This is a genomic window from Caulobacter sp. P1_B12_2 (assembly GCF_056406675.1).
The window spans coordinates 1-24168 of record NZ_JBFTZS010000015.1 but is presented as its reverse complement, the minus strand read 5'-3'; the positions used below and the strand labels follow the sequence as shown (position 1 = coordinate 24168).

The window sequence follows — 24168 nt, the reverse complement described above, 5'->3', positions numbered from 1 at the left end:
GGCCACGTCTAATGTTCTCCTAGTCACGCACTAAAGACGCGAACGGCGCGCCCGGCCCGGTCTTTCGACCCAGTCCGGCGCGCACAGATCGCGCCCTTTCGCGGAAGCGCCCCGTTATAGGGATAGTTGCGCATCCGTCAATGGCGGAATCCGCTCAATCGAGAGGATTCCAACGAAGTCTTAAGCCACGACCGAAAGCGCGGCGTCGATGGAGCCGGCCACGGTTTCCACCGAGGCCATGCCGTCAAGTTCCGTGAGCTTGCCCTGCTCCCGGTAGTACGGGAGGAGCGGCGCGGTCTGGGCGTTGTAGGCCGCCAGGCGCGTCACGAACACTTCCGGATTGTCGTCGGGTCGATTTTGCTCGGCGAATCGTTTGGAGATCCGCTCGATCAGAGCCGGCTCGTCTACCTTGAGTCGGAGAACGGAGTCGATCTTCTGACCCCGCTTGGCCAGCATGGCGTCCAGGGCCTCGGCCTGGGGGACCGTGCGGGGGAAACCGTCGAAGATGGCCCCGCCGGCGGCTTCCGCCTCGGGCAGCCGATCCTCGATCAGAGCGATGACGATCTCGTCGGTGACCAGGTCGCCGCGGTCCAGCACGCCCTTGACCTTCTGGCCGAGCTCAGAGCCCGAGGCGATGGCGGCGCGCAGCATGTCGCCGGTCGACAGCTGGACCATGCCCCGCTGCTCGACCAGGCGCTTGGCCTGGGTGCCCTTGCCCGCCGCCGGCGGCCCGAACAGGATCAAGTTCATCAATGCGCTTCCTGCGTTTCCACGGGTCTGCCGCCCGTGTCCGCTCAGACCTAGAGTGGGTTCGCTAAAAACGGAAGCCGGTTTGTGACAAACCGGCTTCCGCGTTCGTGCCTTACGTCGCGTCCAGAAAGGGCTAGCGCCCCTTGCCGCCGCGCAGCTTCGACTTCTTGATCAGGCCTTCGTACTGGTGCGCCAGCAGGTGGGACTGGATCTGGGCGACCGTGTCCATGGTCACGGTCACGACGATCAGGATCGAGGTGCCGCCCAGGGTGAACTTGGTCGGACCCATGCTGTTCATCATCAACTCGGGCAGGACGCAGACGGCCGTGATGTAGGCGGCGCCGATCACGGTCAGGCGGGTCAGGACATAGTCCAGATATTCTGCCGTCCGCTTGCCCGGACGGATGCCCGGCATGAAGCCGCCGTACTTGCGCAGGTTCTCCGCCGTCTCGTCGGGATTGAACACGACCGAGGTGTAGAAGAACGAGAAGAAGATGATCAGGGCCGCATAGAGCACCATGAACAGCGGCTGGCCGTGCTGCAGCGCGCCGACCGCGGTCGGCAGCCATTGCAGCCAGTTGGGCAGGGTGGCCGTGGCCAGGAAGCCCATGGCGGTCGTCGGCAGCAGCAGCAGGCTGGAGGCGAAGATCGGCGGGATGACGCCGGCGGTGTTCAGCTTCAGCGGGATGAACGAGGTGTCGCCGCCGATCATCCGGTTGCCCTGCTGGCGCTTGGGATAGTGGACCAGCAGCCGGCGCTGCGAGCGCTCGACGAAGACGATGAAGAAGATCACGGCCACGGCCAGCACGGCCACGGCGAACAGGGCGAAGCCCGACATCGCCCCGGTCTGCACCTGGGTGAACATCTGCACCACGCCCAGCGGCAGGGCCGCCACGATGCCGGCGAAGATGATCAGGGACACGCCGTTGCCGACGCCCCGGCTGGTGATCTGCTCGCCCAGCCACATCAGGAACAGGGTTCCGCCGGTCAGCGACACGACGGTGGAGATGATGAAGAACACGGGGGCGATGCCGCCGACGACCATGCCCGCCTGACTCTGCAGGCCCACGGCGATCGAGAACGACTGCACCAGGGCCAGCACCACGGCCAGGTAGCGGGTGTACTGGTTGAGGGTCTTGCGGCCGGCTTCGCCGCCTTCCTTCTTCAGCTTTTCCCACGGCGGATACACCGAGCCCATCAGCTGCACGATGATCGAGGCGCTGATGTAGGGCATCACGTTCAGCGAGAAGACGGCCATGCGCTGCACGGCGCCGCCCGAGAACATGTTGAACATGCCCAGGATGCCCTTCGACTGCTGCGAGAACGCGGCGGCGAAGGCTTCCGGATTGATCCCCGGGATCGGCACATAGGTGCCGAGCCGATAGACGATCAGGGCGATGAGCGTGAACCAGATACGCTTATGAAGTTCGGTGGCCTTCTGGAAGGACCCGAAGTTCATGTTGGCTGCGAGTTGTTCGGCGGCCGAGGCCATTCAAATCCCCACGTCGAGAGCGCGCGCCGCATCCGCGGTCAGGTTCGCGCTCCAAGCATTATTCCGGGCCAGGTCCGATCGGCGATGAATCGCCGGGGGCCGGACAAAGCCCGAGTACGGAGCCGTACATAGGTGAGGCTCGCCGCGATGTCACGGCGAGCCTCGTTATTCTGTCATCCCGACTGAGAAACTGCGGGTTGGGCGGGTCTCCCCTGCCCTCACCGCGATCCCGGCGACGGCCAAGGCCGTCTACGGGATGACATTATGGTCTTAGGCTTCGGCTTGAACCTTGGCCTTCTTGGTCACGGTCACCGAACCGCCGGCGGCTTCAACGGCCTTGATGGCCGCTTCGGTCGCCGAATAGACGGTCAGCTTCAGGGCCGACTTGATTTCGCCCTTGCCCAGCAGCTTCACGCCGTCCAGTTCGCGACGGATCACGCCCGCGGCGATCAGTTCAGCGGCGCCCAGTTCGGCGCCGGCCTTGAACTTGCCGGCTTCCACGGCCTGTTCCAGGCGCCACAGGTTCACTTCGGCGAAGTCGAGGCGGAAGGGGTTGTTGAAGCCGCGCTTAGGCATACGCATGTGCAGCGGCATCTGGCCGCCTTCGAAGCCGGCGATGGCGACGCCCGAGCGCGCCTTCTGGCCCTTAACGCCGCGACCACCGGTCTTGCCCTTGCCCGAACCCGGGCCGCGGCCGATGCGCATGCGGCCCTTGGTCGAGCCGGGAGCCGGAGCCAGTTCATTAAGCTTGGTCATGTGTGCCTCTCCTTGGAGATCTGCGCCCGGCCAATGGCCGGACTCGGCTTTGAAAACGGTGTCGAACTTAAACGAAAACCACCCCGGCTTTCACCGGGGTGGCGATTTCGACGTCTCGTAGCAGAACTACTCGACGATTTCCAGCAGGTGCTGGACCTTGCGGATCATGCCGCGCACCGAGGGGGTGTCTTCCAGCTCGGACTCGCGACCCAGCTTGTTGAGACCCAGGCCAGCGAGCGTGGCGCGCTGGACGGCGTTGCGACGGATCGGGCTGCCGGTCTGGCGAACCTTCACGGTCTTGGTTTTTGCGGTAGCCATGTCTTAGCCCTCGATGGCGTCCGGAGCCGAAGCTCCGTCGGCGCGGCGGCCGAGAATGTCACCAACCTTCTTGCCGCGCTTGGCGGCGATCTGGCGAGGCGACGATTGAACCTTCAGGGCTTCGAACGTGGCGCGAACCATGTTGTACGGGTTCGAGGAACCCGTCGACTTGGCCACGACGTCCTGGACGCCCAGGGTTTCGAGAACCGCGCGCATCGGACCACCGGCGATGACGCCCGTGCCGGGAGGGGCAGCGCGCATCATGACCTTGCCAGCGCCCCAACGGCCGTAGCCGTCGTGGTGCAGGGTGCGCGATTCCCGCAGGGGAACGCGAACCATGGTCTTCTTGGCTTCTTCGGTCGCCTTGCGGATGGCTTCCGGCACTTCACGCGCCTTGCCATGACCGAAGCCGACGCGGCCCTTTTGGTCGCCGACGACCATCAGAGCAGCGAAGCTGAAGCGACGGCCGCCCTTAACGGTGGCGGCGACGCGGTTGATGTGGACGAGCTTTTCGACGATGTCGCTGTCGACCCGCTCTTCGGGGGCGTTGCGGTCGCGACGGCCGCGGTTTTGGCCGCCTTCTCCGCGCTGTTGATCACCACGAGCCATGATGTTTCCCTTAGAAGTTCAGGCCGGCTTCGCGCGCGGCGTCGGCCAGGGCTTTCACCCGTCCGTGGAAGATGTAGCCGCCACGATCGAAAACGACGTCCTTGACGCCTTTTTCGATAGCGCGCTCGGCGACGAGCTTGCCGACCAGAGCGGCCGCGTCCTTGTCCGCGCCCTTGGTCTTGCCTTCACCCTCGAGGGTGGAGGCCTGAGCCAGGGTCACGCCGCGTTCATCATCGATGACCTGGGCGTAGATGTTCTTGGACGAACGGAAGACCGACAAACGCGGGCGACCATTGGACAGGGCCTTGAGGCGGGTGCGGGTGCGTTGGGCACGACGCACGGCGGATTCGCGAGGTGAGAGCGCCATGGCTTACTTCTTCTTGCCTTCCTTGCGGCGAACCTTCTCGCCAGCATACCGCACGCCCTTGCCCTTGTAGGGCTCCGGCGGACGAATGCGGCGAATCTTCGCGGCAATCTCGCCGACCGCCTGCTTATCAGCACCGGCGATCTTGATTTCGGTCTGCTTGGGCACCGCGAAGGTGACGCCGGCCGGAGGCTCGACGTTCACATCGTGGGAGAAACCGAGCTGGATGGAGAGCGCATCGCCCTTCATCGCGGCGCGGTAACCAACGCCCACCAGTTCGAGGGTTTCCTCGAAGCCGGCGGTGACGCCTTGCACCATGTTGGCGACCAGCGTGCGGGACAGACCCCACATCGACTTGGCGCGCTTGCTCTCATCGCGCGCCGTCAGCAGGAGGTCGGAACCTTCCTGCGAAACGGCGATCTCTTCGGCGATGGTCCAGGCGAGTTGCCCCTTGGGGCCCTTCACCGTGACCGTCTGCCCGTCGATCGTGACTTGCACGTTCGAGGGGATCGCGACGGCTTTTTTACCGATACGTGACATGCTCTTTCCCTCCCGCGCCTAGTAGACGCGGCAGAGGACTTCGCCACCGACATTAGCGTCGCGGGCGGCGGAGTCCGACATGACGCCCTTCGGCGTCGAAAGGATCGAGATGCCCAGGCCGTTCTTGATCGGCTTCAGGTCCTTGATCGACGAATAGACGCGGCGGCCAGGCTTGGACACGCGGCTGATTTCAGCGATCACGGGCTCACCGTCAAAATACTTGAGCTCGATCTCGAATTCGGGGAACGCACCGGGCTTTTCCACGAGCGAGTAGCCGCGGATGTAGCCTTCGTCGGCCAGCACGTCCAGGACGCGGGCGCGCAGCTTGGAAGCCGGCGTCGCAACCTTGGCGCGCTTGCGCGTGGCGGCGTTCTTGATGCGAGCGATCATATCGCTCAGGGGATCGTTCATCGACATCTGATCGTCCTCACCAGCTCGACTTGACGAGACCGGGGATCTGGCCCGACGAGCCGAGCTCGCGGAGCGCAATCCGGCTCATCTTCAGCTTGCGATAATAGGCGCGCGGGCGGCCCGTCACTTCGCATCGGTTACGGATGCGAACGGCGGACGAACTGCGCGGAAGCTTCGCGAGCTTCAGGCGGGCTTCGAAGCGTTCTTCGAGCGGCAGGCTTTCGTCATTGGCGATGGCCTTCAGCGCGACGCGCTTGCTGGCATACTGCTTAACGAGGGCCTTGACCGCGAGATTGCGGTTAACGGCGCTTTTCTTTGCCATGGTGCTTTTCCCTGCCCGCTCTTAATTCGTGAACGGGAACTGGAATTCCTTCAGGAGAGCCTTGGCTTCCTGATCGGTCTTCGCAGTGGTGCAGACGATGATGTCCATGCCCCAGATCTGTTCGATCTGGTCATAGTTGATTTCCGGGAACACCAGGTGCTCCTTCAGGCCCATGGCGTAGTTGCCACGACCGTCGAAGCTCTTGCCGTTCAGGCCGCGGAAGTCCTTCACGCGCGGCAGCGCGATCGTGACCAGGCGGTCGAGGAACTCGTACATCTTATCTTTGCGGAGGGTCACCTTCGCGCCGACCACCATGCCTTCGCGCAGCTTGAAGCCGGCGATCGACTTGCGGGCCTTCGTGGCGACCGGCTTCTGGCCGGCGATGGCCATCAGATCCTTCAGCGCGGTCTGGGCCTTCTTGGAGTCGGCCACAGCTTCGCCGATGCCCATGTTCAGGACGATCTTGTCCAGCTTGGGGATCTGCATTTCGTTGGTGTACGCGAACTGTTCCTTCATCGCGGCGCGGATGCGCGCGCGATATTCGGACTTCAGCCGCGGCTCGTAAGCTTGATCAACCATTGATCACCTCGCCCGTGGTCTTGGCGAAACGCACCTTCTTGTCGCCTTCGATCTTGAAGCCGACGCGGGTGGGCTTGCCCTTGGAATCCACGATGGCGACGTTCGAGACGTGCAGCGCGGCTTCCTTGCTCTTGATGCCGCCTTGCGGATCAGCTTGGGTGGCCTTGGTGTGGCGTTGAACCAGGTTCACGCCTTGCACCAGGACACGGTTCGCCTTGACGAGGACCTGGGTCACAGCGCCTTGCTTGCCCTTGTCCTTGCCGGCCAGGACGACAACGCGGTCGCCCTTTTTAATCTTGGCAGCCATTACAGCACCTCGGGGGCGAGGGAGATGATCTTCATGTGGTTCTTGGCGCGCAGTTCGCGAGGAACCGGGCCGAAGATCCGCGTGCCGACCGGCTCGCTCTGCTTGTTGACGATGACCGCGGCGTTCTTGTCAAAACGGATCAGCGACCCGTCCTTACGCTTCATGCCTTGGTTCACGCGAACGACGACGGCGCGAAGCACGTCACCCTTCTTCACGCGGCCGCGCGGAATGGCTTCCTTCACGGACACGACGATCACGTCACCGACGCTGGCGTAGCGACGACCTGCGCCACCCAGCACCTTGATGCACATGACCCGGCGAGCGCCGGAGTTGTCGGCGACTTCCAGGTTAGTTTGCATCTGGATCATGGTTCAAACCTTCCAGATTAAGCAGAAGCCTTGGGAAGGACTTCCCAGGTCTTCAGCTTGGACTTCGGAGCGCACTCAACGATGCGGGCAACTTCGCCCGCCTTGTACGCATTGCTCTCATCGTGCGCGTGGTACTTCTTGGACCGACGCACGATCTTCTTCAGCAGCGGGTGAACGATGGTCCGTTCAACCTTAACCACTACGGTCTTGTCGCCCTTATCGGAGACGACAACCCCTTCGAGGATACGCTTGGGCATATCGTTCTCCTTAAGCCGCGGCCTTGGCGCGCAGCACGGTCTTGATGCGGGCGATGTCCTTGCGGATCTCGCCAACGCGGTGGGTCTTTTCCACCTGACCGGTCGCGGCCTGGAAGCGCAGGTTGAACTGCTCCTTCTTCAGGTTGAGCAGTTGCTCGGCGAGTTGGTCAGGGGTCATGCCCCGGATGTCTTGGATCTTGGTCATGCCGCTTCGGCCTCCAGAGCCGCACCAGCGTCGATGCGGGTGACGACACGGGTACGGATCGGCAGCTTGGCCGCGCCGAGGCGCAGGGCTTCGCGAGCGATATCGTCCGGCACGCCGTCGATTTCGAACATGATGCGGCCCGGAGCCACGCGAGCGGCCCAGTGGTCCACGGCGCCCTTGCCCTTACCCATCCGGACTTCGGCCGGCTTGCCGGTGACCGGCACGTCGGGGAAGATGCGGATCCACACGCGACCTTGGCGCTTCATCTGGCGAGTGATCGCCCGACGAGCCGCTTCGATCTGGCGCGCGGTGATGCGTTCCGGCTCAACGGCCTTCAGACCGTAGGAGCCGAAGTTCRGCAGGGTGCCGCCCTTCGAGGTGCCGTGGATACGGCCCTTGAACTGCTTGCGATACTTGGTTTTTTTCGGTGACAGCATAGCGCTCTATCCTTAGCCCCGATCGCGACGGCCGCGATCACCCCGGTCGGGACGATCGCCGCGCTCGCGCCCACCACCTTCGCCGGCGGGGCCGGACTCAGTGGCGAGACGCTTGTCGAGCGCCATCGGGTCATGCTCCAGCACTTCGCCTTTGAAGATCCAGGTCTTCACGCCGATGATGCCGTAGGTGGTCTTGGCTTCCGCGAAACCGTAGTCGATGTCGGCGCGCAGGGTGTGAAGCGGCACGCGACCTTCGCGATACCATTCCATCCGAGCGATTTCCGCGCCGCCGAGGCGGCCCGACACGTTGATGCGAATGCCCTTGGCGCCGAGACGGACGGCCGATTGGATCGACCGCTTCATGGCGCGACGGAAAGCAATACGACGCTCGAGCTGCTGGGCGATGGACTCGGCCACCAGCTGCGCATCGGTTTCGGGCTTACGGATTTCGACGATGTTCAGGTGAACCTCGCCTTCCGTCATCACCGACAGGTCCTTGCGGAGCTTGTCGATGTCAGCGCCCTTCTTGCCGATGATGACGCCCGGACGGGCGGCATAGATCGTGACGCGGCACTTCTTGTGCGGACGCTCGATGATGATGCGCGAGACGCCGGCTTGATACAGGCGCTTCTTGAGCATCGCACGGACCGCGAGGTCTTGGTGCAGGAGCTTGCCGTACTGTTCGCCGTCGGCGAACCAACGGCTGTCCCAGGTACGGTTTACGCCGAGCCGCAGCCCGACCGGATTGACTTTCTGACCCATCAGGCGGCCTCACCCAGTTCGCGGACCACGATGGTGATCTCGGAGAACGGCTTTTCAACGCGCGTCGCACGGCCGCGGGCGCGGGGCGAGAAGCGCTTCATAACCAGGTTCTTGCCCACATAGGCCTCGGCGACGACCAGAGAGTCGATGTCGAGGTTGTGGTTGTTCTCGGCGTTGGAGATCGCCGAGTACAGCGCCTTGCGGACGTCCTGAGCGATGCGCTTGTGGCTGAATTCGAGCTCGTTCAGAGCGCGCTGGACGTTCAGACCACGAATGGACTGAGCGACCAGGTTCAGCTTACGAGCGCTGGTGCGCAAGGTACGGACCTTGCACATCGCTTCGTTGGCCGGCAGGCGGCGAGGTTGTTTAGCTTGGCTCATGGCCTACTTCCTCTTCGCCTTCTTGTCGGCGGCGTGGCCGGGGAAGTTGCGGGTGGGAGCGAACTCACCGAACTTCATACCGACCATGTCTTCCGACACGGAGACGGGAACGTGCTTTTGACCGTTGTGGACGCCGAACACCAGGCCGACGAACTGCGGCATGATGGTCGAGCGGCGCGACCAGGTCTTGATGACGTCCTTGCGGCCCGACGACTGTGCGGCGTCGGCCTTCTTCAGGAGGTACCCGTCGACAAACGGGCCTTTCCAGACGGAGCGGGTCATGGCTTAGCGGCCCTTTTTCGCTTTGTGGCGCGAACGGATGATGAACTTATCCGTGGCCTTGTTGACGCGGGTCTTGGCGCCCTTGGTCGGCTTGCCGGCCGGGGTCACCGGGTTACGACCGCCCGAGGTGCGGCCTTCGCCGCCGCCGTGGGGGTGGTCGACCGGGTTCATGGCGACGCCGCGAACGTGAGGACGACGGCCCATGTGACGCGAACGACCGGCCTTGCCGAGGTTCTGGTTCGAGTGGTCCGGGTTCGACACGGCGCCGACGGTGGCCAGGCAGGTGTCGAGCACCATGCGCAGCTCGCCCGAGTTCAGACGGATCTGAGCGTAACCGGCGTCACGACCGACCAGCTGGGCGTAGGCCCCAGCCGAACGGGCGATCTGACCACCCTTGGCGGGCTTCAGCTCGACGTTGTGGATGATCGTGCCGATCGGCATGGTCCGCAGCGGCGAGGAGTTGCCCGGCTTCACGTCGACCTTCTCGGCGGTGACGACTTCGTCGCCGGCCTTGAGGCGTTGCGGGGCCAGGATGTAGGCCAGCTCACCATCTTCCTGATACTTGATCAGGGCGATGAAGGCGGTGCGGTTCGGATCGTACTCGAGGCGAACGACCGTGGCCGTGCCTTGCTTACGACGCTTGAAGTCGACCAGACGGTAGAGGCGCTTGGCGCCGCCGCCGCGGAAGCGGACCGCGATGCGGCCATTGCCGCCACGACCGCCCGACTTGGTCAGACCTTCGACCAGCTTCTTTTCCGGGCGGCCCTTGTGGAGCTCGCTGCGGTCGATCAGCACCAGGCCGCGCTGGCCGGGGCTGGTCGGGTTATAATGCTTCAAGGCCATCTGATTAGAGCCCCGTCGTGATGTCGATCGACTGGCCTTCGGCCAGGGTCACGATGGCTTTTTTGACATCGGAACGGCGTCCGATGATGCCACGGAAGCGCTTGGTCTTGCCCTTGGTGACCAGGGTGTTGACCTTGGTGACCTTGACCTTGAACAGCTCTTCGACTGCGGCGGCGATTTCGTCCTTGGACGCATCGGCGGACACCCGGAAGACAACCTTGTTCTGCTCGCTGAGCAGGGTGGCCTTCTCGGTGATCACCGGCGACAGGATCGTGTCGTAGTGGMRGGCGGTTGCGGCCATCAGGCGGCTTCCTTCTCAGCGAAACGGGCCGAGATCGCTTCCACCGCGTCCTTCGTGAGGACCAGGGTGTGGCGACGCAGCACGTCATAGACGTTCAGGCCGGCGTTCGGCAGCACGTCGATGTTCGGAATGTTGCGGGCGGCGAGCTTGAAGTTGCCGTCCACTTCCGGACCCGCGATGACCAGAGCGTTCTTCAGGCCGATCTTGTCGAAGGTGGCGCGCAGGGCGGCCGTCTTCGGATCGGTCAGAACGGCGCTGTCCAGCACGATGAGCGAGCCGGCCTTGGCCTTCGACGACAGAGCGTGGCGCAGAGCCATCGCGCGGATCTTCTTGGGAAGATCGAACGCGTGGCTACGGACGACAGGGCCGTGGGCCTTGGCGCCGCCGACGAACTGAGCCGCACGGCGCGAACCGTGACGAGCCGAGCCGGTGCCCTTTTGCTTGTACATCTTCTTGCCCGTACGAGAGACCTCGTTGCGGACCTGAATCTTGTGGTTCCCGGAGCGGCGCTTGGCCAGCTGCCAGGTGACGACGCGCTGCAGGATGTCGCCGCGGATGTCGGCGATGCCAAAGATGGCGTCGTCGAGATCAACGGAACCGGCCTTGCCGCCGTCCAGTTTGATGACGTCGAGTTTCATTAGCCTTCGCCCTCTTCGGTCGTCGCCGCGGGGGCTTCCTCAGCGGGGGTTTCAGCGGCGGCGGCCGGAGCCTCGCCAGCCTTACGGAAGGCGCCCGGACGCGGCAGGTCGGCCGGAGCGGCCTTCTTGATCGCGTCACGAACCTTGACGTACGAGCCTTCCGAGCCAGGGACGGCGCCCTTGACCAGGATCAGACCGCGCTCAACGTCGACCTTCCAAACGGTGACGTTCAGAGTGGTGACGGTTTCCTGACCCAGGTGACCGGCCATCTTCTTGCCCGGGAACGTACGGCCCGGATCTTGGCGGTTACCCGTCGAGCCGTGCGAACGGTGCGAGACCGAGACGCCGTGGGTGGCGCGCAGACCGGAGAAGTTCCAGCGCTTCATGGCGCCGGCAAAACCCTTACCGACGGTGATGCCTTGGATGTCCACCTTCTGGCCGGCGACGTAGTGGTCAGCGGTGAATTCCGCGCCCACATCGATCAGAGCGGCTTCATCGACCCGGAATTCGGCGACGATCCGCTTGGGCTCGACCGAGTTCTTGGCGAAGTGACCGCGCATGGCGTTCGGGGTGTTCTTGGGCTTCTTGGCGCCGGCGCCGAGTTGCAGGGCGGTGTAACCGTCCTTCTCGACCGTGCGCTGGGCGGTGACCTGGCAGCCGTCCAGCGAAAGGACGGTGACGGGCACGTGCTGTCCGGTTTCATCGAAGAAGCGGGTCATGCCCAGCTTCTTGGCGATCACGCCAGTACGATTTGCGGGGAGAGTCATCTGCTTCGGCCCTCCTTACAGCTTGATTTCGACGTCAACGCCGGCCGACAGGTCGAGCTTCATCAGCGCGTCCACGGTCTGCGGAGTCGGGTCAACGATGTCGAGAACGCGCTTGTGCGTACGGATCTCGAACTGCTCGCGCGACTTCTTGTCGACGTGCGGCGAGCGGTTGACGGTGAATTTCTCGATAAGCGTGGGCAGGGGGATCGGGCCCCGTACCGTCGCACCCGTGCGCTTGGCCGTATTCACGATCTCGCGCGTGGAATGATCCAACACGCGGTGATCGAAGGCCTTGAGCCGGATGCGGATGTTCTGACGATCCATATCGCTCGGTTTCCTAGTGGGCTGCGCCCGCGTCTCGAACCATTTCAAAGACCAACTCGGACCCCCTCCGAAGAGAGAACTCCGCACGCAGCGTCCGCAAAACAAATAGGCCCCGGCGGTCACCCGCTAGGGCCGGTGACTGAAAACATCGCCCTGAAAGGCGCTGTCGGCAGTCGTTCGCGGACCGCGTTTGAACCCGAAAGTTCACAGCCGATCCAACAGAGTGGGGCTTTTACGTGCCAGAATCGGTTTCGTCAAGCGGTTCGGGGCGTGTTTTGGGAGGTTCAGAAAAGGTTCCGCCTCTCCCCTCCTCCGCCCTTTGTCGCGACGAAGGCCACGACCTCGGTCAAGCTTGATCAGGCGCCCGATACGGCGCCGCCCCCTCTGCTTGGGTCGCGGCCTTCCTCCAGGAGCGTGGATTTGACCGGTGGCGCCGCCCAGACATAACGTCGTTGCACGAAACATGCTCGAAACATCGTGAAATAGAGCATGAACGTGCGAGCGAGCGCGATAGGGACGTTAACCCGCCTCCGCAAGTGTCATAAAACTGCATCAAATGGCCGCTGACCGTACCGTCCGGTCTTGTTCCTCAGGGCGAAGCTCCATAAATCCGCCGCTCCTCGACGGACGGGCGGCCCTCCCCAAAACGACCGCCCGCCGATCGAGGCCACACAGTAAGGGGATTACCCACTATGAAGACCCAACTCTTTGCCGCCGCCGCCGTCCTGGCGCTGGCCGTCTCGGCTCCCGCCTTCGCTCAGAACGTCGGCTCGATCGGCGCGGCCGTGAACTACAACGACGTGAAGGCCACCGGCCTCGACGCCGACGGCACCTCGGTGAAGGTCGACGGCAACGTCGCCATCCCGACCGGCGCCTGGACCGTGACCCTGAACGGCAACGTCTCGGTCAGCGACAACGACCTGAGCGACGAAACCGTCGCTTCGACCGCCGCTCACGCCACGACCCTGGTCGCCGGCGACACCGTTCGCGTCGGCGGCTTCGCCGCCCTGTCGCGTCCGTCGAACGACACCCTGTGGGCCRTCGGCGCCGAAGCCTCCAAGTATTTCGACAAGGTCACCCTGAACGGCCTGGTCGCCTACGGCCAGTCGAACGACCTGGACGCCGACCTGTGGGCCGTGCGCGGCGAAGCCCGCTACTTCGTCTCGGACGACTTCCGTCTGGACGCCGGCGCCGGCTACTCGAACCTGGACGCTGACGCCGGCCTGAACGCCGACATCTGGGACGTCAATGTCGGCGGCGAATACAAGTTCGCCAACACCGGCTGGTCGACCTTCGGCAAGTACACCCACACCGAGTCCAAGGACTTGGCGGACCTGAACGCCGAAGCCGTGAAGGTTGGCTTCCGCTACACCTTCGGCGGCAGCCTGAAGACCCGCGACCGTTCGGGCGCCGACCTGATCGACGCCGACACCCTGTTCGGCTTCGGCGTCCGCTAGATAGCGCGCCGTTCGCGATCAGCGGACTAAGGGAACGCCCCGGAGCTTCGGCTCCGGGGCGTTTCACTTTATATATATGTAGCGCGAGCGTGGTTCGGTGAACCCGCCTCACCTCGGCGGGATCAACCCGCCCTTCACCGGCGCCTCACGGTCGACCGACAGCACCCCGCCCGCTTCCGTCAACTCCGCCAACTGCACCACGGTCCGCTGGCCGTAGTAAGGGTCGGTCTTGGCCTGCGGCTCGTTGGACTGGTGGACGAAGTAGTAGAGGAACGCCCTGCCCCCGCTGACCACCACGTCGGGGTGCTGGCCCTTGGCGGTGTCGGTGGGCTGGATCCCGGGCTGCTCCAGGAGGCGGCTCGACTGCAGGGTCCAGGTCTCGGCGTCGTCCGATCGCAGAACCACCAACCCCTTCCAGGCGTCGGCGATCATCCACCAGGCGCCCTTGAAGCGGAACACCTTGGGCCCCTCGGCGGCCATGTCGACCACGGGCCTGTCGCCGACCGGCTTCCAATGAACGAGGTCGGGGCTTTCGACCGCCATGATCCGGCTGCCCTTGCGCTCGTCCTTGTACCAGAGGCGGTAGCGGCCGCCGATCTTGACGACGCTGGCGTCGATCACCCGATCGGAGCCCAGGTCGAGCGTGTCGCCGCAGGTCCAGGCCTTCAGGTCCTTGCTGGTCAGGTGGACGATCCGGGCGGTCGCGCCCTTCTCGCCCCAGCGGTGGAAGACGCCCGGCACCACGGTCAGCCACAGATGATAGATGCCGCCCTCTATATAGAGTTCAGGCGCCCACAGGGTCTCGCCGCCGCATTGGCCGGGGATCTTCGCCACGCCCGTATAGGTCCAGGCTAGGCCGTCCCTCGAGGTCGCCATGCCGATCGGCGTGGCGTGGACCCAAGCCACGTCCTTGGGGTCTGGCGCCTTCAGCGTGGCGCGACGGTTGGTGTAGAACATCACCCACTGGCGATGGGCCTTGTCGAACACGATCGAAACGTCGGCGGCGCCGTCGGTGATCGGGTCTCGATACAGCGGCTTGGAGGCCGCGGCCTGAGCGACGACGGGCAGCGCGAGGGCGCCGATCAATATCAACGCCCGCAAGGTCATGCCGCTTCCCTCGATGATCTGGCCGGCAATCTAGTCGGCGCGAGAGAAATCACAACGTGGGAAGCTGCGCCACAAATTGAAACCCCGACCCTCGTTGAGCGAGGGCCGGGGTGACAACATCTAAACGCGTAAGCGACTAGCGGCCGATGATCACGTCGCCCGAACCGGCGACCGACTTGTGAACGGGACCGTTCGCCTTGGCGATGCGCACGTCGCCCGAACCGGCCACCGAGACCTCGACCGCGTCGGCCTCGCCGCCGAAGTCGACGTCGCCCGAGCCCATGATGCTGACGTCGACCGACCGCGAGCGGCCGCCGTTGACGGTCACGTCGCCGGAGCCGGCGATGTTGGCTTCGAGCTTGCCGTTGACGCTGACCGCGGTCACGCCGCCCGAACCGGCGATGTTGATCTCCAGGTCGCCGCCGATCGCTTGCGTCTTCACGTCGCCCGAGCCGGCGATGTTGATCTCGGCCGAGCCGGCGCTGCCGACCTTGGTGTCGCCCGAGCCAGCTTGGTTCAGGTCCAGCTTGCCCTTGACGTTGGCCACGGTCCAATCGCCACAGCCGGCGTTGGATAGCTCCAGGCGATCGGTGCGGCCGACGCTGCCGAACACCGCGCCGGCGGCGGCGACCTCGGCGTTCATCGGCACGCGCACCACGACCTGCGGGATGTCTTCCCACTTCACGTCGCCGACGCCGCGCACGTGGACCACGCGCTTGCCCATCACGGTGTTGCAGCCGTTGATGCGGTTCAGCTTCAGGCCGCCATCGACCGTGACGTCGCTCCCGTTCTGGCGGATCTGCAGCGGCAGGCTCTGGTTGGTGGTCAGGAATTCGACCTTCACGTCGCCGCGGGCCTCGGGGATCACCTCGACGCGGGCCACGGCGTCCTTGAACTTCACGGACGGGCTGGCCGAAGCAGCGCCGGCGAAACCCAGAGCGGTGGCGGCGGTGGCCAGAAGCAGAAGAGCGCGCATCAGTGTGTTCCCTCGAACAAAAGCGTTGTTGAGAGAAAGCTAGCCGCGCGTTTATCGAGAAACGACTTAATTCGAGGTCATGACCCGGTTGTCATGATTGAGCCGCAATCCAAACAGCGTCGGATCAGGCCTTGACGTCGCCCAGGTCGAAGCTGCGTTCGAACCCCTTGATCCGGTCCTCGACCAGGCCCATTCGCTTCATCGCCAGCGACGCGGCCCACAGCCCGGCGCGAGCCGCCATGGGCGTCCGGTGCATCGGCGCGACCGGCGCGCGCCAGCGACGCAGCACGCCGTTGGCGTAGTGGGCGCCGTTGGTCAGGCGCGAGCCCCAGGTCTGATAGTCCACCGACAGCGAGACGTTGAACGTGCCCTGGTTCTCGATCCGGTGCGGGGCGTGCAGCGGCCAGGCGGCCGCCATGCCGGGCTCCAGGTCGAAGACCTGCGCCTGCGCGTCCATCGTCCGGTGATAGGGCAGGTCCTCGGTCTGCTGCTTGAGCGCGATGTTCTCCATGCCCTGCTGGGGCATGTGGGCCTCGTCGTTGGGATAGATCCAGATCCGCTTGCGGCCGCGGATGTGGAACAGCGCCACGCCAGGCGCATCGGCGTGGAACGGCACCTTGGCCTGGGGCGCGGACAGGATCAGTTGGCCGTTCAGTTGCACCGGCCGGAAGCCCGGCGCCTGGCCGGCGATCTCGGCGAACGCCTGAGCGATCAGCGCGCCCAACTCCGGATAGTAGGCCTCGGCCCGGCGCAACTGCACCCAGATCCGGCCCTGCTTGACCCCTTCCAGCACCTCGCGCCCAGGCAAGCGGCCCCGCGCGCCGGTGCGCATGGTGGCCTGGCCCTGGTCGTCGAAGTCGAACAGGTTGATGTCGTAGAGCTCGGCCGGATAGGCGTCGAGCAGCCGCGCCAGCGGCTCGTCGTCGAACAGGCCGGTGTCGGCCAGGCCGTGCCGGAACGTGATCGGCGTCTTGCCGAAGGCGGCTTTCTGGTCCGCCGACCAGTCGGCGACGAGGCTGGACATGACGGGCTCCTTCAATCGGCGAGCAGGGCGAGGCCGAGCCCGAGACTCAGGCCGATGCCGAGACCCGCGCCCACGGTCCGCGTAAGGCGGGGATGGCGGATGGTCAGGCCGGCGACCAGAGACGACGCGCCCTTGATCTGGCCGCTCAGGCCGGGTTCGCAGGCGGCGATGCGGTCGAAGCGGCGGCTCAGCCGGGTTCCGGCCGCCGCGATCCGGCGACCGCCGGGAAGATCGCCCACGCGCGCGGCCCACGGCGCGTGCGGCGTGATCAACCCTTCCAGCGCCGGGTCGGCCGGGTCGGCGAAGTCTTCTTTGTAGGCCTCTTCGCTAGGCCCGAAATCGACGCGGGCGATCCCGCGCTCGGCGCAGACCTTCAGGGTCTCCAGGGTCATCAGCGCGCCAGGCGAATAGCGTGCGTAGTCCGGATCGTAGATTGGGAACCACAGGTGATGGCGATCGCCGCTGGTCAGGCCCAGCTCGGCGGCCACTACCACGTCGCCGGCCCGCAGCACCGCCAGACGCAGGCCGAAATCGGCGTCGGCGACGGCGTCCAGGTCATGCAGCAGGCGCGCGGTCCAACCACAGGCGAAGATGTCGTGCTGATGGGTGCGACGGATCTGGGCGCGCTTCTCGGAGATCACCCGCTCCAGCAAGGCGGGCGAAGGTCGGTCGAAGTCGAACCGCACGGCGCCGTGGTCGCGCTCCAGCGCCCGCATCCGCCGGCGCTTGTCCTTCAGAAAGGCCGAGGCCCGTCCCGCCTGATAGGCCTCGAACCCGTTCGAGAGGTCGGCGACCATCGCGTGGCGAACATGGAGCCCCGGCTGGACCGGCGCGCCGACCAGACCGCTGACCCGCAGGCGGCGTCCACCCAAGGCTCTTACGATTTGGTCCAACGCGAGCCCTTCGGCGGGGTCGGCGATCAGACCGTGGAAGTCGCTCATCGGCGCGCCCAGCGGCTGCAGCGCCCCGCCGCGTCGCTGGAATGGGAAGAAGCCGACGACCCATCCGCCTCGGCGGATCACCGCCACCCCGCCCTCGGGCGCGACGCGTTCGGCCGCCTCGACATAGCGCAGGTCGAAATAGGGACTGGCCAGATGCGGATGCGCCGCGCGAAGGGCGCGCCAGAGCCCGCGCTCGCCCTCCCCCAGTTCGGCGGCCTTCACGACCTCGACGTCGATCCGCGCGTCCACGGCGACCAACTCTCCCAAAGCTGGCGCAACCTTAGGCATCAGGTGGCGACCAAAGCGTAAAGGGCGAGATCGATACTTCAGCCCGCGTGGGCGGCCAGCCGGACCGGCGCCGACTTGTAGGCCGGGGTGCCGCTGCGCCGGTCGTGATCCTCCAACGCCACGAGGACATTGGTCTCGGGATAGTAGGCGGCCAGGCAGCCGCGCGGGATGTCCCGCTCCACCAGGGTGAAGCCGCGCACCGCCCGCCGCCCCGTGTCGTCGAAGGCCGCCGTCAGGTCGACGCGGTCGCCCGCCTTCAGGCCCCGCGCGGCGATATCGTCGGGATGGGCGAAGACCACGTCGCGGCGGCCGAACACCCCCCGGTAGCGGTCGTTCTGGCCATAGATGGTGGTGTTGTACTGATCGTGGCTGCGCAGGGTGGTCAGCACCAGGACGTCGGCCTGGCCGCGCCGGACGTCTTGGCCGTCGTGGCGATGGGCCAGGAACTGGGCCTTGCCGCTGGGGGTCTTCCAGACCCGCTCGGACGGCGGCACCGGCAGGCGGAAGCCGCCCGGCTGGCGCACGCGCTCATTATAGTTGGCGAAGGCGTCGGGAAAGACCGCCTCGATCAGGTCGCGGATCCGGTCGTAGTCGGCGGCCAGGCCCGGCCAGTCGACGATGTCGTCGGGTCCGAACAGCGCCGCGCCGATCCCGGCGACGATGGCGGGCTCCGACTTCAACTGGTCCGAGGCCGGAGGGTTCAGGCCGCGCGAGGCGTGGACCATCGACATCGAGTCCTCGACCGTCACCGCCTGGCGCACGCCCGCCTGCAGGTCCATCTCGGTGCGCCCCAGGCACGGCAGCAACAGGCTTTCAGCGCCGTGCAGCAGGTGAGTGCGGTTCAGCTTGGTGGCGACGTGAACGGTCAGGCCCACCTTCTGGATCGCCGCGAAGGTCCGGGTCGGATCCGGCGCGGCGACCGCGAAATTGCCGCCCAAGCCGACGAACACCTTGGCCTCGCCCGTCTCCATGGCCGCGATCGCCTCGACCACGGTGTGGCCGTGCTCGCGGGGCGACTTGAAGGCGAAGACCTTGTCCATCGCGTCCAGGAAGGCGGCCGACGGCTTCTCCCAGATCCCGACGGTGCGATCGCCCTGGACGTTGGAATGGCCCCGCAGCGGGCATATCCCCGCGCCTGGGCGGCCGATATTGCCCTTCAGCAGCAGCAGGTTGACCAGCTGCTGCACGGTGCTGGACGAGCTGCGGTGCTGGGTCAGGCCCATGCCGTAGCAGAGGATCGTCGCCTTGGCGGCGGCGTAGGCCCGCGCCGCCTCCTCGATCTGGGCGCGCGTCAGCCCCGAGCCGGCCTCGATCTCGTCCCAGGTCAGCGCCTCGACCACGGCTCTCACCGTCTCGAAGCCCTCGGTGTGCTCGGCGATGAAGGCGCGATCCAGAACCCCCTCATTGTGTTTTGGGCCCTGGCTCTCGACGTCCAGGGCCAGCACCGCCTTCATGATCCCCTGAACCGCCAGGGCGTCGCCACCGACGGTCAGCTGGTAATAGGCCGAGGCGATCGGGGTCGAGGTCAGGGTCGCCATCTCGATCGGATCCTGCGGCGCGGCGAACTTCTCCAGCGCCCGTTCCTTCAGCGGATTGAACGCCAGGATCGTCGCGCCGCGCTTGGAGGCGTCGCGCAGGGTGGTCATCATCCGCGGGTGGTTGGTGCCGGGATTATGGCCGAAGCTGAGGATCAGGTCGGCGTGGTCGAAGTCCTCCAGCGTCACCGAGCCCTTGCCCATGCCGATCGAGTCCGGCAGGCCGACGCTGGTCGGCTCGTGGCACATGTTCGAGCAGTCGGGGAAATTGTTGGTCCCCACGCGGCGACCCAGCAGCTGGAACAGGAACGCCGCCTCGTTCGAGGCGCGGCCCGAGGCGTAGAACTCCGCCTGGTTGGGATGGTCCAGCGCGCGCAAGGCGTCGGCGGTGCGCGTGAAGGCCTCGTCCCAGGCGATGGGGAGATAGCGATCGCTCGCCCTGTCGTAAGCCATGGGATGGGTCAGCCGGCCCAGGTCCTCCAGGGCGTGGTCGCTCCAGGTCAGCAGCTCGGCGACGGTGTGGGCGGCGAACACCTCGGGCGTGGCGCGCTTGGACGTCGCCTCCCAGGCCACGGCCTTGGCCCCGTTCTCGCAGAACTCGAACGAGCTGGTGTGCTTGGGATCGGGCCAGGCGCAGCCGGGGCAGTCGAAGCCCTCGGGCTGGTTGGCGTGCAACAGGGTCTTGCCGCCCTCGATCACTGTCGCCTGGTCGGTCAGCGCGCCCGCCACCGCCCTCAGCGCGCCCCAGCCGCCGGCGGCGTTGTCGTAGCGATGAATGCCGGGAACGCCCGCGTTCGGCTTGCGGTCGGTCATCACGCGTACTCCGGAACGGCGTCGAGCAGGCGCTCGGGATAGGTGAAGACGGTGTGGCCGTCGGCGCGCGCCAGGGCGACCAGGGCCAGGCCGGAGTCCTCGGCCCGGCGGATCGCCAGGTCGGTGGGGGCCGAGACCGCCACCAGGATCGAGCATCCCATCCGCACGGTCTTCTCGACCATCTCGAACGAGCAGCGGCTGGTGACCAGCACGAAGCCGTCGATGGCCCGATGCTCACCGGCCGCCATCGCGCCGGCCAGCTTGTCCAGGGCGTTGTGACGGCCAACGTCCTCACGGACCAGGACCAGGCCTCCCTCCGCGTCGGCGAAGGCGGCCGCGTGAGTGGCGCGGGTCAGCTGGCCCAGGGCCTGGGCCGCGCCCAGGCCGTCGACCGCGCGCTGCACCGCCTGATGGGAGATCTTCACCCCGCCCTCGATCCGGGGCAGCGGCCGCACGGCGTCGGCCAAGCGTTGCACGCCGCACAGCCCGCAGCTGGAGCGGCCTTCCAAGGTGCGCGGCCGGGCCTTGCGCTGGATCGCGCCGGGCTTGAGCTTCACATCGGCCAGGATTCCCAGATCCGTATCGGTGATTTCGATCTCGAGGACATCCTCGGCGCGCGCCACGGCTTCCGTGATGGTGAAACCCAGGGCCAGATCGGCGACATCGGCGGGCGTGGCCATCAGGACCGTGTGCGGCCGGCCGTCGAACGACAGGCCCACGGCGACTTCCTGGGGGGTGGCGCGGGCGATGGTCTCGGACCCGGCCCCGACCCGCCACTGGGTGGCGGGATGGCGTTGAGCGGCGGCTTTCGACATGGCCGGAGTTTACCGCCTCGCCGGCCGCATCACCAACCCCGAAGCGCCGATCCGCTCATGACGGCGCGAACGTTCAAATTCCATCGCTCGCGACGGATGACCGCGCGGCCATCCTAAAGCACTCTAGGGCCATGGCCATCATCGACACCCGCCGCGAGCAAATGTTCCCCCGCCTGAAGCCGGAGGAGATCGACCGCATCCGTCGCTTCGGCGACGTGGCCCACGCCAAGGCCGGCGCCGTGCTGGCCAAGGCCGGAGAGGTCTCACCCGGCCTGATGGTGGTGCTGGAAGGCAGAGCCGAGGTCACGCGCCGCGACGCCCATGACGAAAGCCACGTGATCGTCGAACACGGTCCCGGCCATTTCATCGGCGAGCTGGCCCAGCTGTCGGGCCGCCCCTCCCTGGTGGACGTCCACGCCCTGACCGATCTGGAGGTGCTGCGGATCAAGCCCGAGCGGCTGCGCGCGGTGCTGATCGCCGAGGCCGAACTGGGCGAGCGGATCATGCGCGCCCTGATCCTGCGGCGCGTCGGGCTCTTGGAAACGGGGGCTGGAGGCCCCGTCATCATCGGCCGCGCCGCCGACGGCGTCGTCATCCGGCTGAGCGGCTTCCTCGGCCGCAACGGCCACCCCTACCAGCACCTCGACCCCGACACCGTCGACTGCGCCAAGGTGCTGATCCAGCGGTTCTCGATCGACGAGGCAGAGCTGCCGATCGTGCTCTGCCCCGGCGGCCAGATTCTCCGTCACCCGTCGAACGCCGAGCTGGCGCGCTGCATCGGCATGGTCGGCGACCTGGATCCCAGCCGGGTCTACGACGTCGCCGTGGTCGGGGCCGGCCCGGCGGGTCTGGCCACCGCCGTCTACGCCGCCTCGGAAGGGCTCTCGGTGCTGGTGCTCGACACCCGCGCGTTCGGCGGCCAGGCCGGAGCCTCGGCCCGCATCGAGAACTATCTGGGCTTCCCCACCGGCGTCTCGGGCATGGCCCTGATGGCCCGCGCCTACAATCAGGCCCAGAAGTTCGGCGCCAACCTGGCCATCCCCGACGAGGTGGCCACCCTGGACTGCGACGGCGATGACGGCCTGAGCGGCTATCACCTGAAGCTGGTCAGCGGCGAGACGACCCAGGCCAAGACCGTGGTGATCGCCAGCGGCGCCCGCTACCGCCGGCTGGAGGTGTCCAATCTCGACGAGTTCGAGGGCAGCAGCGTCCACTACTGGGCCTCTCCGCTGGAGGCCAAGCTGTGCGCCGGCCAGGAGGTGGCGCTGGTCGGGGCCGGCAATTCGGCGGGTCAGGCTGCGGTCTATCTGGCCAGCCAGGTGGCCAAGGTCTGGCTGGTCATTCGCGGCAAGAGCCTGGACGCCAGCATGTCGCGCTACCTGATCGAGCGCATCGAGAGCCTGCCCAATATCGAGGTCGTCGTCCGCAACGAGATCTTCGAGCTGGAAGGCGAGGACGGGCAACTTCGGGCGATCCGCCATCGCGATCTGGACACCGGCGAGGAGGACCGCTGCGAGATCAGCCACCTCTTCCTGTTCATCGGGGCCGCGCCCAACACCGCCTGGCTGTCCGAGTGTCGTGTGGAGCTGGACAACCACGGCTTCGTGCGCACCGGCCCGGACCTGGCCCCGGGCCACCCGCCCCTGCAGACCAGCCGCCACGGCGTGTTCGCGATCGGCGACGTGCGCGCCGGCTCGGTCAAGCGCGTGGCGGCGGCGGTCGGCGAAGGCGCCCAGGTGGTCGCGGCGATCCACGCCTATCTGGCCGAACCGGTGACGACGGCCTAGGCGAGCCCAAAGCTCTGCCTTGCGGTCGCCACGAAGGCCAAGTTTAGTGGCCTCAGATCAACCTGAGGTGCGCCTGATGAACTTGATCCCCGCCAGCCTGGCGACCGTTTTGTTGCTATCGACAACCTCGGCCTGGGCCGCGCAGCCGGCCTGCGCCGCATCGGACTACGCGAAGCAGGCCCGCGAAGTGATCGCGCCCCACCTGGAAGGCGAGAGCTTCAGCGGCTCGATCCTTGTGGCCAAGGACGGCGTGCCGGTCTGGCGCGAGAGCTTCGGCGCGGCCGACCGCGAGTGGGACGTCGCCAACACCGCCGACACCAAGTTCCGCCTCGGTTCGATCACCAAGCAGTTCACGGCCACCGCGATCCTGCAACTGGTCGACCAGGGCAAGCTGTCGGTCGACGACCCGATCTCGAAATACTACGCCGACGCCCCAGCGACCTGGGCCAAGGTGACGATCAAGCACCTGCTGACCCACACCTCCGGCATCCCCAGCTACACCGCCCTTCCCGGCTTCTTCGACAAGGAGGCCCGGCTGCCGCGAACGCCGGACGAGATCATCAAGCTGACCCGCGACCAGCCGCTCGAGTTCGAGCCGGGCGCGAAATACAACTACGACAACACCGGCTACATCCTGCTCGGCTACGTGATCGAGAAGGTCTCGGGCGAGACCTATGCCGACTATGTGACCAAGCACATATTTACGGCCCTGGGCATGAAGGACAGCGGCTACGACGTCAGCGGCGTGATCCTGCGCCATCGAGCCTCGGGCTATCAGGGCTCCAAGGATGGCTGGAAGAACGCTGACTTCCTGGACATGACCCTGCCCTACGCGGCCGGCTCGCTCTATTCGACGACCGGCGACCTGCTGATCTGGGACCGGGCCCTGGCCGACGGCAAGATCCTGACCCCCGCCTCGCGCGCGGCGATGTTCACCGACTACGGCAATCACTACGGGTTCGGGTGGCGGGTCGACACCGACGGCGGCCACGAGCGGGTCGGCCATGGCGGCGGGATCAACGGCTTCTCGACCGGCATCGCCCGCTATCCCAAGGACGGGATCGTCGCCATCGTGCTGGCCAACTACAACGCCACGCCCTCCAGCAGCATCGCCGACACCCTGGCGGGGCTATGTGTCGGCACGTGGACGGCGCCCAAGGCGATCAGCCTGCCCGTCGCGACGCTGGACCGCTATGTCGGCGCTTATGTGCTGTCGCCGACCTTCACCCTCACCATCAGCCGCCAGGGCGACCAGCTGATCAGCCAGGGCACGAACCAGGGTCCCGTCCCGATCTACCCCAGCGCGCCGGGCGAGTTCTTCGCCAAGGTCGTCAACGCCACGGTGAGCTTCACCCAGGCGGGCGAGGCCCCGGCCTCGGCGCTGGTGCTGCACCAGGGCGGTCGTGATCGGAC

32 protein-coding genes and 1 pseudogene are annotated in these 24168 nt (G+C 66.1%); 3 read left to right on the top strand and 30 right to left on the bottom strand.

The features are described 5' to 3' along the window. Nucleotides 1-180: 180 nt before the first annotated feature. The 24 genes and pseudogenes from AC1DZ6_RS01885 to AC1DZ6_RS01770 form a co-directional block, all read right to left on the bottom strand. Nucleotides 181-750: an adenylate kinase gene (locus tag AC1DZ6_RS01885; RefSeq protein ID WP_477095492.1), complete on the bottom strand. Its 570-nt coding sequence runs from the start codon at nt 748-750 to the stop codon at nt 181-183. Between the two features lie 133 nt (nt 751-883). Further along, nucleotides 884-2242 (bottom strand): preprotein translocase subunit SecY, encoded by a 1359-nt coding sequence (gene secY, locus AC1DZ6_RS01880; RefSeq protein WP_477095491.1) that lies wholly within the window; start codon nt 2240-2242, stop codon nt 884-886. Between the two features lie 270 nt (nt 2243-2512). Continuing rightward, nucleotides 2513-2998, bottom strand: coding sequence for a 50S ribosomal protein L15 (rplO, locus tag AC1DZ6_RS01875; protein ID WP_477095490.1), 486 nt, complete (start codon nt 2996-2998; stop codon nt 2513-2515). 126 nt (nt 2999-3124) lie between these two features. Next, nucleotides 3125-3316 carry a 50S ribosomal protein L30 gene (rpmD, locus tag AC1DZ6_RS01870; protein WP_477095489.1) on the bottom strand — a complete coding sequence of 64 codons (192 nt, stop codon included), beginning with the start codon at nt 3314-3316 and terminating at the stop codon, nt 3125-3127. A gap of 3 nt (nt 3317-3319) precedes the next feature. Further along, nucleotides 3320-3925 (bottom strand): 30S ribosomal protein S5, encoded by a 606-nt coding sequence (gene rpsE / locus AC1DZ6_RS01865; protein ID WP_007662727.1) that lies wholly within the window; start codon nt 3923-3925, stop codon nt 3320-3322. Between the two features lie 10 nt (nt 3926-3935). Further along, nucleotides 3936-4292: a 50S ribosomal protein L18 gene (rplR, locus tag AC1DZ6_RS01860; RefSeq protein WP_477095488.1), complete on the bottom strand. Its 357-nt coding sequence runs from the start codon at nt 4290-4292 to the stop codon at nt 3936-3938. Nucleotides 4293-4295: 3 nt separating this feature from the next. Next, a complete protein-coding gene (gene rplF / locus AC1DZ6_RS01855; RefSeq protein WP_477095487.1) occupies nt 4296-4829 on the bottom strand; it encodes a 50S ribosomal protein L6 in 534 nt (177 codons plus the stop codon). Between the two features lie 18 nt (nt 4830-4847). Next, on the bottom strand, nt 4848-5246 hold the full coding sequence (gene rpsH, locus AC1DZ6_RS01850) for a 30S ribosomal protein S8 (RefSeq protein ID WP_007662733.1): 399 nt from the start codon (nt 5244-5246) through the stop codon (nt 4848-4850). 10 nt (nt 5247-5256) lie between these two features. Then, nucleotides 5257-5562: a 30S ribosomal protein S14 gene (rpsN, locus tag AC1DZ6_RS01845; protein ID WP_007662736.1), complete on the bottom strand. Its 306-nt coding sequence runs from the start codon at nt 5560-5562 to the stop codon at nt 5257-5259. 21 nt (nt 5563-5583) lie between these two features. After that, nucleotides 5584-6141 carry a 50S ribosomal protein L5 gene (rplE, locus tag AC1DZ6_RS01840; RefSeq protein ID WP_012285675.1) on the bottom strand — a complete coding sequence of 186 codons (558 nt, stop codon included), beginning with the start codon at nt 6139-6141 and terminating at the stop codon, nt 5584-5586. Continuing rightward, entirely contained in the window at nt 6134-6448 is a 315-nt protein-coding gene (gene rplX, locus AC1DZ6_RS01835; protein WP_012285674.1) for a 50S ribosomal protein L24, read from the bottom strand. Before rplX ends, rplE begins: the two co-directional genes overlap by 8 nt. Further along, a complete protein-coding gene (gene rplN, locus AC1DZ6_RS01830) occupies nt 6448-6816 on the bottom strand; it encodes a 50S ribosomal protein L14 (protein WP_007662742.1) in 369 nt (122 codons plus the stop codon). Before rplN ends, rplX begins: the two co-directional genes overlap by 1 nt. 17 nt (nt 6817-6833) lie before the next feature. Further along, nucleotides 6834-7073: a 30S ribosomal protein S17 gene (rpsQ, locus tag AC1DZ6_RS01825; protein ID WP_007662746.1), complete on the bottom strand. Its 240-nt coding sequence runs from the start codon at nt 7071-7073 to the stop codon at nt 6834-6836. A gap of 10 nt (nt 7074-7083) precedes the next feature. Then, nucleotides 7084-7278, bottom strand: coding sequence for a 50S ribosomal protein L29 (gene rpmC / locus AC1DZ6_RS01820; protein WP_422181894.1), 195 nt, complete (start codon nt 7276-7278; stop codon nt 7084-7086). After that, nucleotides 7275-7715, bottom strand: a complete 441-nt coding sequence (rplP, locus tag AC1DZ6_RS01815; RefSeq protein WP_477095486.1) for a 50S ribosomal protein L16 — start codon at nt 7713-7715, stop codon at nt 7275-7277. Before rplP ends, rpmC begins: the two co-directional genes overlap by 4 nt. Nucleotides 7716-7727: 12 nt before the next feature. Then, the gene (gene rpsC, locus AC1DZ6_RS01810) at nt 7728-8477 is read right to left on the bottom strand and encodes a 30S ribosomal protein S3 (protein ID WP_028041108.1); all 750 of its coding nucleotides are present in this window, start codon (nt 8475-8477) and stop codon (nt 7728-7730) included. Then, a complete protein-coding gene (gene rplV, locus AC1DZ6_RS01805) occupies nt 8477-8857 on the bottom strand; it encodes a 50S ribosomal protein L22 (protein WP_012285670.1) in 381 nt (126 codons plus the stop codon). The genes rpsC and rplV overlap by 1 nt, the downstream gene beginning before the upstream one ends. Before the next feature lie 3 nt (nt 8858-8860). Next, nucleotides 8861-9139, bottom strand: coding sequence for a 30S ribosomal protein S19 (gene rpsS, locus AC1DZ6_RS01800; RefSeq protein ID WP_477095485.1), 279 nt, complete (start codon nt 9137-9139; stop codon nt 8861-8863). Between the two features lie 3 nt (nt 9140-9142). Next, entirely contained in the window at nt 9143-9982 is an 840-nt protein-coding gene (rplB, locus tag AC1DZ6_RS01795; protein WP_477095484.1) for a 50S ribosomal protein L2, read from the bottom strand. Nucleotides 9983-9986: 4 nt separating this feature from the next. After that, the gene (locus tag AC1DZ6_RS01790; protein ID WP_477095483.1) at nt 9987-10283 is read right to left on the bottom strand and encodes a 50S ribosomal protein L23; all 297 of its coding nucleotides are present in this window, start codon (nt 10281-10283) and stop codon (nt 9987-9989) included. Continuing rightward, nucleotides 10283-10921: a 50S ribosomal protein L4 gene (rplD, locus tag AC1DZ6_RS01785; RefSeq protein ID WP_477095482.1), complete on the bottom strand. Its 639-nt coding sequence runs from the start codon at nt 10919-10921 to the stop codon at nt 10283-10285. Before rplD ends, AC1DZ6_RS01790 begins: the two co-directional genes overlap by 1 nt. Then, on the bottom strand, nt 10921-11688 hold the full coding sequence (gene rplC, locus AC1DZ6_RS01780) for a 50S ribosomal protein L3 (RefSeq protein ID WP_477095481.1): 768 nt from the start codon (nt 11686-11688) through the stop codon (nt 10921-10923). Before rplC ends, rplD begins: the two co-directional genes overlap by 1 nt. A gap of 15 nt (nt 11689-11703) precedes the next feature. After that, nucleotides 11704-12012: a 30S ribosomal protein S10 gene (rpsJ, locus tag AC1DZ6_RS01775; RefSeq protein WP_004616952.1), complete on the bottom strand. Its 309-nt coding sequence runs from the start codon at nt 12010-12012 to the stop codon at nt 11704-11706. A 13-nt stretch (nt 12013-12025) separates the two neighbouring features. Beyond that, nucleotides 12026-12125 (bottom strand): annotated as a pseudogene (locus AC1DZ6_RS01770) (hypothetical protein); the annotation flags it as partial. Nucleotides 12126-12704: 579 nt separating this feature from the next. On the opposite strand from AC1DZ6_RS01770, the gene AC1DZ6_RS01765 reads away from it, so the two are divergent. After that, nucleotides 12705-13469, top strand: a complete 765-nt coding sequence (locus AC1DZ6_RS01765; protein ID WP_477095480.1) for a hypothetical protein — start codon at nt 12705-12707, stop codon at nt 13467-13469. A 108-nt stretch (nt 13470-13577) separates the two neighbouring features. Here the strand turns inward: AC1DZ6_RS01765 and AC1DZ6_RS01760 are convergent, their stop codons facing one another. The 6 genes from AC1DZ6_RS01760 to fdhD form a co-directional block, all read right to left on the bottom strand. Then, nucleotides 13578-14555 carry a glycoside hydrolase family 43 gene (locus AC1DZ6_RS01760; RefSeq protein ID WP_477095479.1) on the bottom strand — a complete coding sequence of 326 codons (978 nt, stop codon included), beginning with the start codon at nt 14553-14555 and terminating at the stop codon, nt 13578-13580. 157 nt (nt 14556-14712) lie between these two features. Then, on the bottom strand, nt 14713-15552 hold the full coding sequence (locus tag AC1DZ6_RS01755) for a GIN domain-containing protein (protein ID WP_477095478.1): 840 nt from the start codon (nt 15550-15552) through the stop codon (nt 14713-14715). 124 nt (nt 15553-15676) lie between these two features. Next, nucleotides 15677-16576 carry a transcriptional regulator gene (locus AC1DZ6_RS01750; protein ID WP_477095477.1) on the bottom strand — a complete coding sequence of 300 codons (900 nt, stop codon included), beginning with the start codon at nt 16574-16576 and terminating at the stop codon, nt 15677-15679. 11 nt (nt 16577-16587) lie between these two features. Further along, entirely contained in the window at nt 16588-17766 is a 1179-nt protein-coding gene (locus AC1DZ6_RS01745) for a GNAT family N-acetyltransferase (RefSeq protein WP_477095476.1), read from the bottom strand. Between the two features lie 77 nt (nt 17767-17843). Then, nucleotides 17844-20153: an FdhF/YdeP family oxidoreductase gene (locus tag AC1DZ6_RS01740; protein ID WP_477095475.1), complete on the bottom strand. Its 2310-nt coding sequence runs from the start codon at nt 20151-20153 to the stop codon at nt 17844-17846. Beyond that, nucleotides 20153-20968 (bottom strand): formate dehydrogenase accessory sulfurtransferase FdhD, encoded by an 816-nt coding sequence (gene fdhD / locus AC1DZ6_RS01735; RefSeq protein ID WP_477095474.1) that lies wholly within the window; start codon nt 20966-20968, stop codon nt 20153-20155. The genes AC1DZ6_RS01740 and fdhD overlap by 1 nt, the downstream gene beginning before the upstream one ends. A 131-nt stretch (nt 20969-21099) precedes the next feature. Between fdhD and AC1DZ6_RS01730 the strand changes: the two genes are divergently transcribed. Both AC1DZ6_RS01730 and AC1DZ6_RS01725 read left to right on the top strand, forming a co-directional pair. Continuing rightward, nucleotides 21100-22755, top strand: coding sequence for an FAD-dependent oxidoreductase (locus tag AC1DZ6_RS01730; RefSeq protein ID WP_477095473.1), 1656 nt, complete (start codon nt 21100-21102; stop codon nt 22753-22755). Between the two features lie 76 nt (nt 22756-22831). Continuing rightward, the coding region (locus AC1DZ6_RS01725; RefSeq protein ID WP_477095472.1) for a serine hydrolase at nt 22832-24168 on the top strand (1337 nt) is incomplete at its 3' end.

Bases quoted from the DNA above. Each gene is read 5' to 3' on its own strand.
- AC1DZ6_RS01730 (WP_477095473.1), top strand. From the start codon at position 21,100: ATGGCCATCATCGACACCCGCCGCGAGCAAATGTTCCCCCGCCTGAAG.
- rpmD (WP_477095489.1), bottom strand. From the start codon at position 3,316: ATGGCTACCGCAAAAACCAAGACCGTGAAGGTTCGCCAGACCGGCAGC.
- rplC (WP_477095481.1), bottom strand. From the start codon at position 11,688: ATGACTCTCCCCGCAAATCGTACTGGCGTGATCGCCAAGAAGCTGGGC.
- rpsH (WP_007662733.1), bottom strand. From the start codon at position 5,246: ATGTCGATGAACGATCCCCTGAGCGATATGATCGCTCGCATCAAGAAC.
- rplR (WP_477095488.1), bottom strand. From the start codon at position 4,292: ATGGCGCTCTCACCTCGCGAATCCGCCGTGCGTCGTGCCCAACGCACC.
- secY (WP_477095491.1), bottom strand. From the start codon at position 2,242: ATGGCCTCGGCCGCCGAACAACTCGCAGCCAACATGAACTTCGGGTCC.
- rpsQ (WP_007662746.1), bottom strand. From the start codon at position 7,073: ATGCCCAAGCGTATCCTCGAAGGGGTTGTCGTCTCCGATAAGGGCGAC.
- rpsE (WP_007662727.1), bottom strand. From the start codon at position 3,925: ATGGCTCGTGGTGATCAACAGCGCGGAGAAGGCGGCCAAAACCGCGGC.
- rpmC (WP_422181894.1), bottom strand. From the start codon at position 7,278: ATGACCAAGATCCAAGACATCCGGGGCATGACCCCTGACCAACTCGCC.
- rpsN (WP_007662736.1), bottom strand. From the start codon at position 5,562: ATGGCAAAGAAAAGCGCCGTTAACCGCAATCTCGCGGTCAAGGCCCTC.
- fdhD (WP_477095474.1), bottom strand. From the start codon at position 20,968: ATGTCGAAAGCCGCCGCTCAACGCCATCCCGCCACCCAGTGGCGGGTC.
- rplN (WP_007662742.1), bottom strand. From the start codon at position 6,816: ATGATCCAGATGCAAACTAACCTGGAAGTCGCCGACAACTCCGGCGCT.
- rplV (WP_012285670.1), bottom strand. From the start codon at position 8,857: ATGAGCCAAGCTAAACAACCTCGCCGCCTGCCGGCCAACGAAGCGATG.
- rplD (WP_477095482.1), bottom strand. From the start codon at position 10,921: ATGAAACTCGACGTCATCAAACTGGACGGCGGCAAGGCCGGTTCCGTT.
- rplO (WP_477095490.1), bottom strand. From the start codon at position 2,998: ATGACCAAGCTTAATGAACTGGCTCCGGCTCCCGGCTCGACCAAGGGC.
- rplE (WP_012285675.1), bottom strand. From the start codon at position 6,141: ATGGTTGATCAAGCTTACGAGCCGCGGCTGAAGTCCGAATATCGCGCG.
- rpsS (WP_477095485.1), bottom strand. From the start codon at position 9,139: ATGACCCGCTCCGTCTGGAAAGGCCCGTTTGTCGACGGGTACCTCCTG.
- AC1DZ6_RS01755 (WP_477095478.1), bottom strand. From the start codon at position 15,552: ATGCGCGCTCTTCTGCTTCTGGCCACCGCCGCCACCGCTCTGGGTTTC.
- rplF (WP_477095487.1), bottom strand. From the start codon at position 4,829: ATGTCACGTATCGGTAAAAAAGCCGTCGCGATCCCCTCGAACGTGCAA.
- rpsJ (WP_004616952.1), bottom strand. From the start codon at position 12,012: ATGGATCGTCAGAACATCCGCATCCGGCTCAAGGCCTTCGATCACCGC.
- AC1DZ6_RS01750 (WP_477095477.1), bottom strand. From the start codon at position 16,576: ATGTCCAGCCTCGTCGCCGACTGGTCGGCGGACCAGAAAGCCGCCTTC.
- rplX (WP_012285674.1), bottom strand. From the start codon at position 6,448: ATGGCTGCCAAGATTAAAAAGGGCGACCGCGTTGTCGTCCTGGCCGGC.
- AC1DZ6_RS01740 (WP_477095475.1), bottom strand. From the start codon at position 20,153: ATGACCGACCGCAAGCCGAACGCGGGCGTTCCCGGCATTCATCGCTAC.
- rpsC (WP_028041108.1), bottom strand. From the start codon at position 8,477: ATGGGTCAGAAAGTCAATCCGGTCGGGCTGCGGCTCGGCGTAAACCGT.
- rplB (WP_477095484.1), bottom strand. From the start codon at position 9,982: ATGGCCTTGAAGCATTATAACCCGACCAGCCCCGGCCAGCGCGGCCTG.
- AC1DZ6_RS01885 (WP_477095492.1), bottom strand. From the start codon at position 750: ATGAACTTGATCCTGTTCGGGCCGCCGGCGGCGGGCAAGGGCACCCAG.